This window comes from Streptomyces sp. ACA25, assembly GCF_028200735.1.
Lineage (GTDB): Bacteria > Actinomycetota > Actinomycetes > Streptomycetales > Streptomycetaceae > Streptomyces.
In genome coordinates this window covers 333,782-347,678 of the sequence record NZ_JAQKPV010000002.1, presented here as the reverse complement: position 1 = coordinate 347,678, position 13,897 = coordinate 333,782, and the positions used below count along the sequence as shown (strand labels likewise).

General features: G+C 68.9%; 7 protein-coding genes and 1 pseudogene. 5 read left to right on the top strand and 3 right to left on the bottom strand.

Annotation, left to right across the window (positions count from 1 at the left end):
- The 4 genes from PJ985_RS05260 (at position 1) to PJ985_RS05245 (ending at position 9,098) form a co-directional block, all read left to right on the top strand.
- Positions 1 to 3,120 carry a type I polyketide synthase gene (locus PJ985_RS05260; protein ID WP_271682343.1) on the top strand — a complete coding sequence of 1,040 codons (3,120 nt, stop codon included), beginning with the start codon at positions 1 to 3 and terminating at the stop codon, positions 3,118 to 3,120.
- A gap of 184 nt (positions 3,121 to 3,304) precedes the next feature.
- Positions 3,305 to 6,520 carry a non-ribosomal peptide synthetase gene (locus PJ985_RS05255; RefSeq protein ID WP_271682342.1) on the top strand — a complete coding sequence of 1,072 codons (3,216 nt, stop codon included), beginning with the start codon at positions 3,305 to 3,307 and terminating at the stop codon, positions 6,518 to 6,520.
- A gap of 302 nt (positions 6,521 to 6,822) precedes the next feature.
- A complete protein-coding gene (locus PJ985_RS05250) occupies positions 6,823 to 8,169 on the top strand; it encodes a lysine N(6)-hydroxylase/L-ornithine N(5)-oxygenase family protein (protein ID WP_271682341.1) in 1,347 nt (448 codons plus the stop codon).
- Between the two features lie 158 nt (positions 8,170 to 8,327).
- Positions 8,328 to 9,098: a thioesterase II family protein gene (locus tag PJ985_RS05245; protein ID WP_271682340.1), complete on the top strand. Its 771-nt coding sequence runs from the start codon at positions 8,328 to 8,330 to the stop codon at positions 9,096 to 9,098.
- 137 nt (positions 9,099 to 9,235) lie between these two features.
- Here the strand turns inward: PJ985_RS05245 and PJ985_RS05240 are convergent, their stop codons facing one another.
- Positions 9,236 to 10,072, bottom strand: coding sequence for a DUF4097 family beta strand repeat-containing protein (locus PJ985_RS05240; RefSeq protein WP_271682339.1), 837 nt, complete (start codon positions 10,070 to 10,072; stop codon positions 9,236 to 9,238).
- A 619-nt stretch (positions 10,073 to 10,691) separates the two neighbouring features.
- Here PJ985_RS05240 and ddaH point away from each other — a divergent pair.
- Entirely contained in the window at positions 10,692 to 11,516 is an 825-nt protein-coding gene (ddaH, locus tag PJ985_RS05235; protein ID WP_271682338.1) for a dimethylargininase, read from the top strand.
- A gap of 206 nt (positions 11,517 to 11,722) precedes the next feature.
- On the opposite strand, the gene PJ985_RS05230 is transcribed toward ddaH, so the two are convergent.
- Positions 11,723 to 12,877 (bottom strand): IS701 family transposase, encoded by a 1,155-nt coding sequence (locus PJ985_RS05230; protein ID WP_271682337.1) that lies wholly within the window; start codon positions 12,875 to 12,877, stop codon positions 11,723 to 11,725.
- Positions 12,878 to 13,319: 442 nt separating this feature from the next.
- Positions 13,320 to 13,536, bottom strand: a pseudogene (locus tag PJ985_RS05225) (IS1380 family transposase); the annotation flags it as partial.
- Positions 13,537 to 13,897 lie beyond the last annotated feature (361 nt).

The window sequence follows — 13,897 nt, the reverse complement described above, 5'->3', positions numbered from 1 at the left end:
ATGGACGACGCCGCGGATCGCACAGCGGACGGCGGTGACCGGGTCCAGCGGGCACTGCGCATGCTGCTGGAGGAGCGGGACCGCCTCCGGCAGGAGAACGACGCTCTGAAGGCCGGCCGTGGGGAGCCGATCGCCCTGGTGGCCATGGCGTGTCGCTACCCGGGAGGTGTGTCGTCGCCCGAGGACCTGTGGGACATGGTCCGCGACGGCGTCGACGCCATGGAGGACTTCCCGGCGGACCGCGGCTGGCGGGATGTGTACGACCCGGATCCCGACACGGTCGGCAGCTCGTACGTGCGTCACGGAGGATTTCTGACGGACGTCGCCGACTTCGACGCGGAGTTCTTCGGCATCAGCCCGCGGGAGGCGTTGGCGATCGACCCGCAGCAGCGCCTGTTGCTGCAGACCTCGTGGGAGGCCTTCGAACGGGCAGGCATCGTCCCCGCCAGTGTCCGCGGAACCGATGTCGGTGTCTTCACCGGGGTGAGCTCGACGGAGTACGGCTGGCGCTTCCTGGAGGGGAGCAGCAGCGAGCTGGAGGGCTACCTGATGCACGGGAGCGCGCTGAGCGTCGCGTCCGGCCGGGTGGCGTACGAGTTGGGGCTGACCGGGCCGACGCTGTCGGTGGACACGGCGTGCTCGTCATCGCTGGTGGCCCTGCACCTGGCGGTGCAGTCCCTGCGTGCGGGGGAGTGCTCGCTCGCGTTGGCGAGCGGGGCGCTGGTGATGTCGACACCGGCGATCTTCGTGGAGTTCTCGCGGCAGCGCGGTCTGTCGGCTGACGGCCGGTGCAAGTCCTTCGCGGACGGTGCCGACGGGACCGGCTGGGCGGAGGGGGTGGGGGTGCTGCTCCTTGAGCGGTTGTCGGACGCCCGCCGCAACGGCCATCCGGTGCTTGCCGTCATTCGCGGCACCGCGGTGAACCAGGACGGGGCCAGCAACGGGCTGACCGCTCCCAACGGCCGCGCCCAGGAGAAGGTGATCCGGCAGGCACTGGCGAACTCGGGGGTCGCGGCCTCCGAGGTGGACGCGGTCGAAGCCCACGGCACCGGAACCGTGCTGGGGGACCCCATCGAAGCAGGTGCGCTGATGGCGACCTACGGGCAGGACCGGGCCGAGGACAGGCCGCTCTGGCTGGGGTCCATGAAGTCGAACATCGGCCATGCCCAGGCGGCGGCCGGGGTCGCCGGCGTCATCAAGATGGTGATGGCCATGCGCCACGGCTACCTCCCGAAGACCTTGCACGTGGACACACCTTCACGGCACGTGGACTGGTCCTCCGGCGCGGTTGAGCTGCTGGTCGAGGGACGGGAGTGGGCCCGGGCGCCCGGTCCGCGCCGGGCCGGGGTGTCGTCGTTCGGAGTCAGCGGCACCAACGCGCACGTGATCCTGGAGGAGGAGCCGCCGCTGGAGCGGACGGACGGGCCCGGTCCGGGCCCGGCGGTCGCCGGCGGGCTGACGCCGTGGGTGCTGTCGGGCAGGAACGCGGCGGCCCTGCAGCGGCAGGCAGCGAGGCTGCGTGAGTTCGCCGCCGCCGATCCGGTTGCTGACATCGCCGACATCGGCTGGTCACTGGTGTCGAGCCGGTCGCGGTTCGAGCACCGAGCGGTGGTGCTGGGTCGCGGTCGGGAAGAGTTGCTGAGCGGTTTGTCGTCGCTCGCCGGCGGCGCGGACTCCGCCGGGGTGGTGCGTGGTGTCGCCGGGGACCTCGGTGGCACGGTGTTCATGTTCCCCGGGCAGGGGTCGCAGTGGGTCGGCATGGGCCGACAGCTGTACGACACCTTCCCGGTTTTCGCGCGCAGCCTCGACGAGTGTGCGGCCGCGATGGCCGATTGGGTCGACTGGTCACTGCTCGATGTGGTGCGTGGCGTGGAGGGGGCGCCCACGCTGGACCGGGTGGATGTCGTTCAGCCCGCGCTGTTCTCCGTGATGGTGTCCATGGCCGCTCTGTGGCGGTCCTGGGGCGTGGAACCGGCCGCGGTGGTGGGCCACAGCCAGGGTGAGATAGCCGCCGCCCACGTGTGCGGTGCGTTGTCTCTGAGGGACGCCGCCGGAGTCGTGGCGCTCCGCAGCAAGGCCCTGGTGGATCTGATCGGGCATGGCGGGATGGCGTCAGTCGCGGAGTCCGCGGACATCGTGGCGGAACGTATCGCTCCGTGGAACGACCGGGTGAGCATCGCCGTCGTCAATGGACCCCGCTCGGTGGTGGTGTCCGGGGAACCGGACGCACTCGACGAATTCGTCGAGAAGATGAAGGCCGAAGGTGCTCAGGCCCGGAGGATATCGGTTGATTACGCCTCCCATTCTCCCCAGGTGGCCCGGGTCCGCGACCAGGTGATCGGACCGCTGTCCCACGTGAGCCCGAAGGCGTCGACGCTTCCCTTCTATTCGACCCTGTACGGCAAAGTCATGGACACCACAAAGCTGAACGGTGAGTACTGGTACAGCAATCTGCGCGAAAAGGTACTCTTCGCATCGTGCGTGCAGCGGCTGGACGACGACGGGTTCCGGGTGTTCATCGAGATGAGCCCGCACCCTGTTCTCACTGTCCCGGTGCACGAGATGGTCGAGGAAGTGGACGACGCTCTGGTCCTGTCGTCGTCACGGCGGGATCAGAGCGAGGTGGAGGCTCTCGTCGGCTCTCTGGCGCAACTGCACGTCCGGGGCGGGGCGGTGGACTGGGACGCGGTGTTCGGGGCACGTCGGCGGGTGGATCTGCCGACGTACGCGTTCCAGCGGGAACGGTACTGGCTGAACTCTTCGCCGACGGCGGTCTCGGCGGACATGCCCCCGACGGAGCTGCCCGCAGGCGGCGATGACCTCGTTCCTCTGCCGGACCGGCTCTCCGCCCTCTCCGGCGATGATGCGAAGGCACTTGTGCTGGACCACGTCCTCGAGAAGGTCGCCGTCGTCCTCGGACACAGATCCGCCGAAACCATCGACCCCGACCAGGAGTTCAAGGACATCGGATTCGACTCGCTGCTCTCGGTCGAGCTGAGCAAACGCCTGGCCGCGTCGACCGGCCTCAAGCTGCGGGCGAATCTGGTGCTCCGGCATCCGTCACCGAGACGGATCGCCGGGCACATCATGTCCTCGATGCCCGACCGTGATCCACAGTGAACTGACTGTGTTCCGGGCGCCTTTCCGTCCGGTAGGACCATCCCGCCGGCGGGACACCGCACGTTCCACAGCGTATGTCCCGCCCGGCACTCGTTGTGTTGACCGATGTATCCGCGCCTGTAAAAGTAGAGGCGATTTCTGAATTCCTCCGGTTTGCGGGCCTGTTTGTGAGGGACTGATCTGTGTGCGTTCGTTCGGTGCGTCGTCTGCACATAAAGGGTTGTGGCTGGCGCAGAAAATGGCTCCCGACACGCTGAACCATGCGCTGACCATGTGGGATGTGGACGGTGAGCTGGACACGACGGTCATGGAATCCGCGTTTCTGCACGTGATGGGCGAGGCGGAGGTGCTGCGCGTCAATTTCGTCGACGACAGCAGCGGCCTCCGCCTGGTGCCACGCGCATTGGGGGACTGGCAGCCGTTCTTCCTGGATCTCAGCGCTGAGGCCGATCCTGAGCAGGCGGCGCGCGAAGCGCTGGCCGACACGGTGCGGCAGCCGTTCGACCTGGAGCGGGATCTGCTGTTCCGGCTGGGTGTGGTGAAACTCGCGGCAACCCGTTCCCTCGTGGTGATCGCCTACCACCACCTCATATCGGACGGGTACGGCGCGGGTGGCCTGCTCTCGCGGCGCCTCGCGGAGGTGTACACGGCCCTGGTGCGGGGGGCGGAGATACCGGAGCTGCCGCACCCGTGGGACGCCGAGTCGTTCGCGGTCGAGGCGACGGACTATCTCGCCTCCCGGAAGTTCACCGAAGACACGGAGTTCTGGCGCGACTACCTGAAGGATGCGCCCGCGCCCGCGCAGGTACCGCGCGTCGCCCTGTCCGACGCGATGCGGTCCGCGCTCGACGAACCGATGAGCAGCGCCGACCGCTGGGGGCAGCTGGCCGGCTGCATCGGCATGGTGAGCCGGACGCTGACCGTTCCGCGGGCCGAGGCGGACACGTGGACCGAGGCCGCGAAGTCCATGGGCGTGTGGATGTCGTCGATGCTGACCGCGGCGGCGGCAGCGTACTTCCGGCACCGCTGCGATCAACCGGAGTTCCTCCTCTCACTGGCCGTGGCCAATCGGGTCGGCGTGGCGGCCAGGACGCCCGGTCTGACGGTGAACGTGGTGCCGGTGCGCGTGGCGGTTCCGCTCAACGCGACCTTCAGCGAGATCGCCGACGCGGTGGTCGACGAGACGTACGAACTCTTCGATCACACCGCGTGCCACTACTCGGACATCCAGCGCGCGAGCGGAACCGTACTGAGCGGTCGCGGCAGTTTCGGTGCCGTCATGAACGTGGTCGAGTTCGCGGAGGAACTCCGGTTCGCCGACGCTTCGGCGCGCCTCCTCGGTGCGACGACAGGGGCCTTCGACGAACTGTCGATCGGCGTCTGCACTGACGGCAGCGCCGACAGCGACTTGTTCGTACGGCTCGACGCCCCCGCGGGCCTGTACTCCCGCGCGGAGCTCCGCTTCATCGGCGCGGAGCTGATCGAGTACATCCGTGCCGTGGTGGCTGCCGCTGCGCAGCCGGTCGGCCGGCTGGACGTGGTGAGCGGCGCCGAGCGGCACAGATGCCTCACGTCACCGAACGACACGGCTGTGCCGGTACCGGGGCTGACGGTAGCGGAGCTGTTCACCCGCCAGGCGGAGCTGACCCCCGAGGCCGTCGCGGTGGTGTCCGGCGACTCGTCGGTCTCGTACCGGGAACTGGACGAGCGGTCGAGCCGTCTGGCCGTGGCGCTGCGACACCGGGGGGTCGGTCCCGAGACGGTCGTGGCGGTGGCACTGCCCCGGTCGGTGGACCTGGTCGTCGCCTTGCTCGGCGTGGTGCGAGCGGGTGGAGCCTACCTGCCGATCGACCCGGCGGACCGGGTCGGGCCAGTGCAGAGCGACTCCTCGGTGCGCGCACTGCTCACCGATGCGGCGGCAGCCGACCTGCTCGCCACTCAGCCGGACGTTCCGGTATACCTGTTCGACGCCCTCAGCGCGGACAGCGCCGATGAGGACAGTGAGGGCGCGCCGGAAGCTCCGGTCCCGGCGCATCAGGACCACCTGCTGGCCGTGTTGCCCGGCTCCGGACCCACCGGTCCGTCCTGCGGAGTCGCCGTGACGCACCGGAACCTGGAGCGGTTCGCCATGGACCGCCGCTGGCGGGACGGCGGCCACAGCGCTGTGCTGTGGCACACGCCGCACACGTCCGACGTGCTCGCCCTCGAAGTGTGGATGCCTCTCCTGAACGGTGGCCGGGTGGTCGTGGCTCCTCCGGGAGTGCTGGACGCCGCTGCGCTGGCCGAGGTCCGAGCGACACATGACATCTCCACGGTGTGGCTGCCCGCCGGTCTGTTCTCGGCGGTCGCGGCGGAGCGCCCAGAGAGCCTTGCCGGGGTGCGCGAGGTGTGGACCGGTGGTGACCGTGTGTCCGCGGCCGTGGTGCGACGGGTGCGGGAGGCCTGCCCCGAGCTGACCATCGCCCGCGGTCACGGCCGGACGGAGACGACGGTGTTCGCCGCGTGCCACCGTCCGGCAGCGGACGCACCGGAGCGTCACCCCGGCGCGGTCGGCCACCCCATGGACAACACCGCGCTGTACGTGCTGGGGCCGGGACTCGCGCCGGTGCCCGCCGGCGTGGCCGGAGAGCTGTACGTGGCCGGTCCCGGCGTGGCGAGGGGGTATTCCGGCCGCCCCGGGCGGACCGCGGAGCGGTTCGTGCCCTGTCCGTTCGGTCCGGCAGGCGGGGTCATGCACCGGACCGGAGACCGGGTGCGGTGGGGAGCCGACGGCCTCGAGTACCTGGGCCGGATCGAGGACCAGGCGCGGATAGGCGGTGTCCCGGTCGAGCCGGCCGAGGTCGAGGCGGTGCTGTCCGAGCACCCGGGCCTCGCCCAGTCGGCGGTGGTCGTCAGGGGGGACAACTCCGGGCAGCAGCGGCTGGTCGCCTATGCGGTGCCGATCGCCCCAGGGGCCGGCCTCTCCGATGAGGAACTGCGCCGGTACGCCGCGGGGCGGTTGCCGGAGTCCATGGTGCCGTCGGTGTTCGTGGTGATGGAACGCCTGCCGGTGACGGTGGATGGGGGAATCGACCGGGCGTCGCTGCCGGAGGCCGTGTTCGAGGACGAGCGGTACCGGGCACCGCGCAACCGCACCGAGCGTGTTCTCGCTGAGGCGTTCGCCGACGTGCTCGAGGTGGACCGGGTGGGCATCGACGAGGACTTCTTCGACGTCGGCGGAAACTCGATGCGGGCGATCAGGCTGGTCGGCCTGATCCGGGCGGAGCTGAACCAGGAGGTGTCCATCCGCGCGTTGTTCGCTGCGCGAACCATCGCCGGTTTGTCGGACATGTGGGGGGACCTCAACCGGTCGAGCAGGCCGGCCTTGCGCAAGAGGACGAAGGACGGCGAAGTGCTCTGAGGATCTGTGCCCCGCACCACCGGTGCACCCACCAGCCGGTGGGCGGTACGGGGAAGGCCAAGCGCGTGCATTCGTGTCCCGTCGGCGGGACACGAATGCGTGGCCCGCACGGCAGAGCAGATTCATCGATGCGCATCGGCTGTGTCCGGCATACTTGAATGGCTCATCGTGCCGGTCTACGTTGGCGGCACAACCGATGGAAATTCGAACCCGCCCGGACGAGTGTCCTTCTGAGAGCGGGAGATTACCGGTCGAAGATGCGAACAACGCATCGCACTGCCATGCCAGCGGGAGAATTCTCTATGAGTGATCGTGAACATGAGATCTACGACGTGGTCGGTATTGGGTTCGGTCCGTCCAACCTGTCGCTCGCCATCGCCCTGGAAGAGTCCCGGGCGAGTGTTCTGGAGAATGAGGTCAGCACGCTTTTTTTCGAGCGTCAGCCCTCTTTCGGCTGGCACCGCAACATGTTGTTGCCGTCGGCGACCATGCAGATATCCTTCCTCAAGGACCTGGCCACCCTGCGTAATCCGACGTCGGCTTACAGCTTCGTCGCGTTCCTGTACGAGTCGGGGCGGCTCCCGCAGTTCGTCAACAACCAGGACTTCTTCCCCACGCGCCAGGAGTTCCACCAGTACCTCGAGTGGGCGCAGGCACGGTTCGCCGATCGTGTCGTGTACGGCTCGTCAGTGACCTCGATCCGGTTGCCGCCGGGCACCGAACCGGAGCTGGCGGACCGTCTGCGACTGGAGGTGACGGATGCCGCCGGCCAGGTCGGCCGCGTGGTCGAGGCGCGGAACGTGATCGTCTCGACGGGACTGGTCCCCAGCATGCCCGAGGGGGCCGTGCAGGACGAACGGGTGTGGCACAGCTCCGAGTTCTTGGAGAAGTACCGCCGGATGAACCCCGCGGAGCTGCGCCGGGTGGCGGTGGTGGGGGCGGGCCAGAGCGCCGCCGAGATCACCAGGTTCCTGTACGACGAGCTTCCGCACGCCGAGGTGGTGGCGGTCATCCCGTCCTACGGCTACTCCGTCGCGGACGACACGCCCTTCGCCAATCAGGTCTTCGATCCCGCGGCCGTCGACGACTACTACTTCGGTACTGACCAGACGCGGGAGGCGTTCTGGCGGTACCACCGCAACACGAACTACTCGGTCGTCGACGACGAAGTGATCCGGGCTCTGTACCGCAGGTCCTACGACGACGTCGTACAAGGTGTCAGCCGCCTGCAGTTCCTCAACCTGACGAGGGTCACCGGTGTGAAGCGTGTGGGTTCCGAGACCCGCGTCACCCTCCAGGTGGGCCCCGACGCCGAGGTGCGCGAACTCGACTTCGACGCATTCGTCTGCGCGACCGGCTACAACGCGATGGAGCCAACCAAACTGCTTGGCGATCTCGACCGTCACTGTCTGCGCGACGAGTCGGGCAGATACCGGATGGAGCGGGACTACCGCGTTGTCACCGCCCCGGAAATGCGGTGCGGCATCTATCTTCAGGGCGGCACCGAACACACCCACGGACTCACCTCCTCGCTGCTGTCGAACCTCGCTGTTCGTAGCGGTGAGATAGCCGAGTCCATCATCTCCCGGCGTGCCGGGCAGAACGCCGAGCGCGCGATTCCCGCCAGGGCCGGAGGAGATGTCCGCTGAACGCCGCAGCATGAACGGCGGGACCAGTTCCGCGTCTGCGACGCCTGGTCCCGCCCGCGGTGGAATCCGGGTGGGCCGGGAAGCGCCCTGGTACATCGCGGTATTTCACCGATCGCGCCGATCACTACGTGGCTCGGGCGTGCGGAAGGAGACCTTGGATGAGAAGTCCGGCGGAAGAGCGGTGGATACGCCGCTTCCGTGATGACGACGGGTGCGGGACGAAGCTCATCTGCTTCGCCCATGCGGGCGGGTGGGCGAGCGCATTCCGCACCTGGCCTTCGGGGCTGCCGTCGGACATCGGTGTGCTCGCCGTCCGATACCCGGGCCGGGAGGATCGGTTCGCCGATGCTTTCCCTTCCGGACTGGAGGCCCTCGCGGACGACATCACCGACGCGCTCCGGGAGCTGACGCGGCATCGGCTGGTGCTGTTCGGTCACAGCATGGGGGCATCGGTGGCACATGAGGTGGCCGTGCGCCTCCAGGAACGGGGAAGTCCGCCGGCCGCCCTGTGCGTGTCCGGCAGACGTCCGCCGCATGCGATGGAGGGCCAGCGTCGGTTGTCCGGCACGGACGAGGAGATCATCGCGGATGTCGTGCGCTTCGACGAGAGCAGCGCCGCTGTCTTCGCGGACCCGGACCTGCGGGCGTTCGTGCTCCCTTCCGTCCGCGCGGACTACCGGTTGGTGGACGACTATGCCGGTGGCCGCCGGACTCCGCTGCACTGCCCGGTGTACGGCTACTCCGGTGATCACGATCCCGAAGTGACTCCGGAGCAGATGCGCGGCTGGGCGGACATGACCCACGACGCCTTCCGGCTGCGGGTGCTGCCCGGTGGCCATTTCTACCTCAAGACCGAGCAGGCCGCGCTGCTGGCGGACATCAGCGACGTACTCGGACGCATCAAGGACCGTGCGAACGCCGCCCCATGATGCACGCCCTCTGCACGTCTTGCCGGAGGTCGTCCTCCACCGCGCCGGTCCTCGTGCGGGCCTCGGCACCCGGCCGCTGAGCAGCGGCTTGCGCCAAGCCGCTTCCGCGGGGACTGCCCAGGCGGCAGCGATCGGCTTCATTGCACGCCGGAACGCTCCACCACGACGTCGCCGATCACGGTCCGGGCCTCGACGCACACAACCTCCTGCTCGCGCGTATCCAGGAGCGAGAGGGAGGTGTAGGCGGTGCCGGTGGCGGAGTCGAGGGACAGGTGAGCGCCGCTGGTCTCGGCCACGCCGACCCGGATGTTGCCGAACGTGGTGACAGCGACCACGGACCCTTGCATCACCTCGGCCACGTCGATGTCGCCGTGGGTCGTTCGGGCCTCCACATTGGCGTGTGCCCGGCTGATCCTGATGGCACCCTTCTCGAGGTTCAGGCAGGCGGCGCCGCGTGCCTCTCCCATGGTGGCGTCGCCCTCGCCCTTCGCGCGGATCGTGGTCCTGCCCTCGATCAGCCCGAGGCGCACGTCGCCATGGTCCGCCGTGACCTCGACGGCGCCTACCGCATGGTCGACCGTGATGTCACCCAGGGCGGCTGCCAGCCGCAGACTGCCGGTGCGGTGCAGTTTGATGTGCCCCAGGCCCGTGCTGAGCCGGCACTCTCCCAGCTCCCCCGCTCCGAGGAAGTCCGCAGCCACACCCCGGCCGTGCAGGCTCGATCCGGTCGGCACGGCGATCGCCACGATGATGGCACCACCGCTTCCGTCCTGCTCCGCAACGCTCACGAGCAGCCGGCCGTGGACGTGGTCGACGCGCAGATGCTCGGCGGTCCGCACGTCGTCCTGGTCGTCGCTGTCGCGCGGATACACCTCGACCGTCGTCTCGGTGCTGTCACTGGCGACGATCCGGACCTGGCCGAACGCCAGGTCGAGCACCACCAGCACCGGTGAGGGCGTGTCGAACGTCAGCATGGGGCCCGCCTCCGGGGTCTCTGTGGCTGCCGGTCCGACGCGGACGACAGCCCGAACGACGCAGTTCCACGCTTCGTCGCGGGGGTTCGCCGCCGGCCCCGGGAGCTTCCCTCCTCCACTGGTGCCATAGTGGCACCATAGCGGCACCCGAACAGGGGTGGTCACTCCTCGTGTCACCGATGGCCGGGTGCGGCGCCGGCCTCGATGCCGGGACCGGATCTCACCGAGGCCCGGTCCCGGAGGTGCGTGGTCGGGGAGCCCGGAGAGGTCTCACCTCCGGACTCGGCGGAGAGGAGTGTGGAACGGCGCTGAGCGGAATCGCCTGATTTCCCGGGGGGCGGCAGGAGGGCAGCAGCTCTCGCTGAATCCGTGGCAGCGCGCAGGCGTCGGATCATCATAAGGGAGTGCAATGCAGGGGGCGGATGTGTCCGGAGGCAGCGCAGGTGTGCCCCTGTGGCATGACGCAAGAACACAGCGGCGAGTACGGGTGGGTCGCTTCGGCGTCGCCGCCCTTGTGTGCGGCCATGCTCGCGATTCCGTGGCAGCACTGCTTCAATGTTCCGGAAATGGCCGTGGACACGAAGGGACCAAGGGGTCGCACATGCCTGAGGAAAAGTTTATGAACAATGCCCGTGCGGCGGTGCCCCGGCGATATCTGATGTGCCGTCCCACGTACTTCGGCGTCACGTATTCAATCAATCCGTGGATGGACCCGAGCATAGCCACATCGGCCGAGGTCGGTCTGTCCCAGTGGAAGCGGCTGCACGACACGTTCGTGGAGTTGGGGCACGACGTGCAACTCATTGAGCCCGTGCCGGGGCTGCCCGACATGGTGTTCGCCGCGAACGGCGCCATCGTCGTGGACAGCAAGGTCCTTGTCGCCCGCTTCCGGCACGCGCAGCGCGACGAAGAATCCGCCGCGTACCTCGAGTGGTTCGGCCGCGGTGACTGGTCCGAGGTCCGGCAGGCCGAGTACATCAACGAGGGAGAGGGTGACTTCCTCTGCGCGGGCGGGGAGATCCTGGCCGGCAGCGGCTTCCGCTCCGACGTCCGGGCGCACGACGAGGTCCGTGAGTTCTTCGGCCGCCCCGTGGTGAGCCTGACGCTGGTCGACCCCCGCTTCTACCACCTCGACACGGCGCTCTCCGTGCTCGGGGACGGGGAGATCATGTACCACCGGGCGGCGTTCTCTCCGGAGAGCCAGGCGATCCTGGCCGAGCGCTTCCCCGACGCGATCCTGGCCGGCGAGGAGGACGCTGCGGCATTCGGCCTCAACGCGCTGTCGGACGGCCGGAACGTGATCCTGCCGCGGCAGGCGGTCGGCCTCGCGGCACAGTTGCGCGAGCGCGGCTACACACCCGTGGGAGCCGACCTGGCTGAGCTCCTGAAGGCCGGCGGCAGCGTCAAGTGCTGCACGCTCGAGCTGCGGACCAAGCCGAGTTGACGGTCCACCGCGGCCGCCGCGTCCGACTGTCCCGTTGACCGGACACCTGTGGCCGGCGCGCTTGTCTCCGCGCGGGCGCCTTCCGGTCCACGTCCTGTAGCCGCGGGGTGCAGGCGTACCCGGGACCGAGTACCCGGGGGCTCGTGCCGTGGCCCTGGAGACCCGTTCACCCCGTTGGCGGGCGGGGCGGCACCCTCGCCGAGGTGCTAAGCGGTAGCGGCAAGGTGTTGATACGCGTACGCGGAGGAAACGAGGGTCGCGTGGTGGTACCAGCCGGGAAAGGAACGGCCCTCGAAGTCACCGAGGCCGAAGTCACGCTTCAGGGCGTCGACGGCGGCGGCGGCGCTCGCTTGCCGCGTGGTCAACGACATGATGTCGTCGAAGGGGCGGTGGGTGAGGTTGGTGATCCACACGGGCCCGGGGCGATCATCCTGGGTCACTTCGGTGAGGAGCCGAAAGGGGCCGTCGGGAGCAGCGGTGCCTCGGGCTCCGGGCAGGTGCACCAGGGCGGACCGGACCTGCGTGTGCCACTGCCGGCCGGACTCGGTGGTGACCAGGGCGGTGTCGACGGCGCCGGCGGCCAGGCACTCCCCGGCGCCGACGAGTCCGCGGCTGTGCGGGGCACCCTCCCCGGTGGGACAGACCCACAGGCGCGGGTGGAGTGCGACGACGAAGTCGTGTCCCCGCCGGCTGAGCCCGCGCACCAGGGTCTCGCAGGCGGAGGTGTCGCTGACGTCGGTCACGACCGGGACGGAGCCGTGCGCCGCGCGGCTGGCGAGCGCGTCGACGAGATCGAGCATCTGCCTGCTCAACGGCCGGTGCTGCACGGTGTCCGGGATGCGTGCGCGTCGACGCAGTTGCGCATCCTTCGTCCATGGAGCGGGCAGGTGCAGCCGCCAGTCGACGGGCACCTGCACCGGGCCGATGGAGAGGAACGCGCCGATGCTCAGCTGGCAGTTGAGGGTGCGATTCGCCGACGGGTCGAAGTACCGGTGCACGCCCACCGACCGGTCACCGGACTTGGGTGTGACGACGCGATGGAGCGTCCAGGCGGAGGCGGGCTTGCACGCCTCCACCCAGCGGGTGAGCTTGCGCATGACCGGGTCACAGTCCCAAGGGCTGCTGGACACGAACTGGCGAAGTGACTGGGCGGCGGTCCGGGAGGTGGAAACGTGCCCCGCCAGGCGGCGTACGGACTTGTTCCCCGGCGTGATCAGCAGCCCCGACAGGTAGGCCTGAGCCCACCTCCGTTGGTCGGCCCGCCTGATGTCGCTGAAGATGGTGTCGGAGAAGGCAGCCAGGGTGGTACTGCCGTCGGCCACGAGCGAGCCCCCGCCGGTGGCCGCGCCGGGTCCGGTCATGTTCAAAGGTGCCTTCCCCCCTGCCTCGGACCGGTGCAAGAGCGGGTCTTCGATCCTGAGCGGTACGTCCGTGTGCCGCGGCTGATCATCGGTCACTGCGCGTAGTTCACCTGCCGTTCGGTGCTCCCCGGTGGCGAGAGACCCGCGGCCGGAGAGTTCGCATTGCTCACCCAACTTGATTACACGGGCTGCGGGTTGGGAACAACGATACGACGTTGCCGCTGGTCCCGGACGGGGAGTTGCAAGTGATCCTCTCCCCCGCGCACGGGCGGGCAAGGCCTGCCGTCACCGGCGCTCAGGCGCACCCGCCGGGTGGCGCACCCTCGTGCCCTCCGACCGCGGGCCTCACGCCACCGGGGCATCGAACGGCGGGTGCGCCGCGCGGAGTGACGGAGAGTCAGCGGCGGCGAACAGGGCGTACCGCGTTGGCGTGTTACGGGCCGGGGGTTCGCGCGAGGGCTTGGTCGAGGACGGGGATGTGCTCGGCTGTGGTGTCGCCCCGGAGTTGCCCGGTCGCAGGATGCCGGCGAGGGCTTCGCCGGTGTTGGCCAGGAAGCAGAGCATCGGGTGGTAGCTGAGCCGCGCTTGCAGGTGGCAGCGGCCTGTTCCGTCTCGGAGTGGCCGGTGACCGGGGTGGCGTCGAGGTCCAGGACCAGGCCCCGGTAGTGGTTGACCACCCCGTATCCGTCGGCGCTGACGACGAGCTTGGGGCGGCACCGGGTGCTGTGCCGCAGAAAGTGCTTTCGCTGTACGGATGGGACCTTGGACAAGCCGCATCGTTGCAGCTCACAAGGCACTTTCGTTTTTCCGGCAATGATGTGGGCGCGCTCCCAAATGAACGCGCAGGTTAAGGCGTGCACCGCCACGAGGGGACTGTCCGTTTGGTGGGAGTTCATAGGGATGTGGAGCGCTCCACGGTCCTAAACCTGTCGGAACTAAACCTGCCGGAACTTGAATCCCCGGACCGGTGCAGAAGAGCCGGAGAGGCCTGCACTGTGCGAACTTCGATAAGTCTGAACC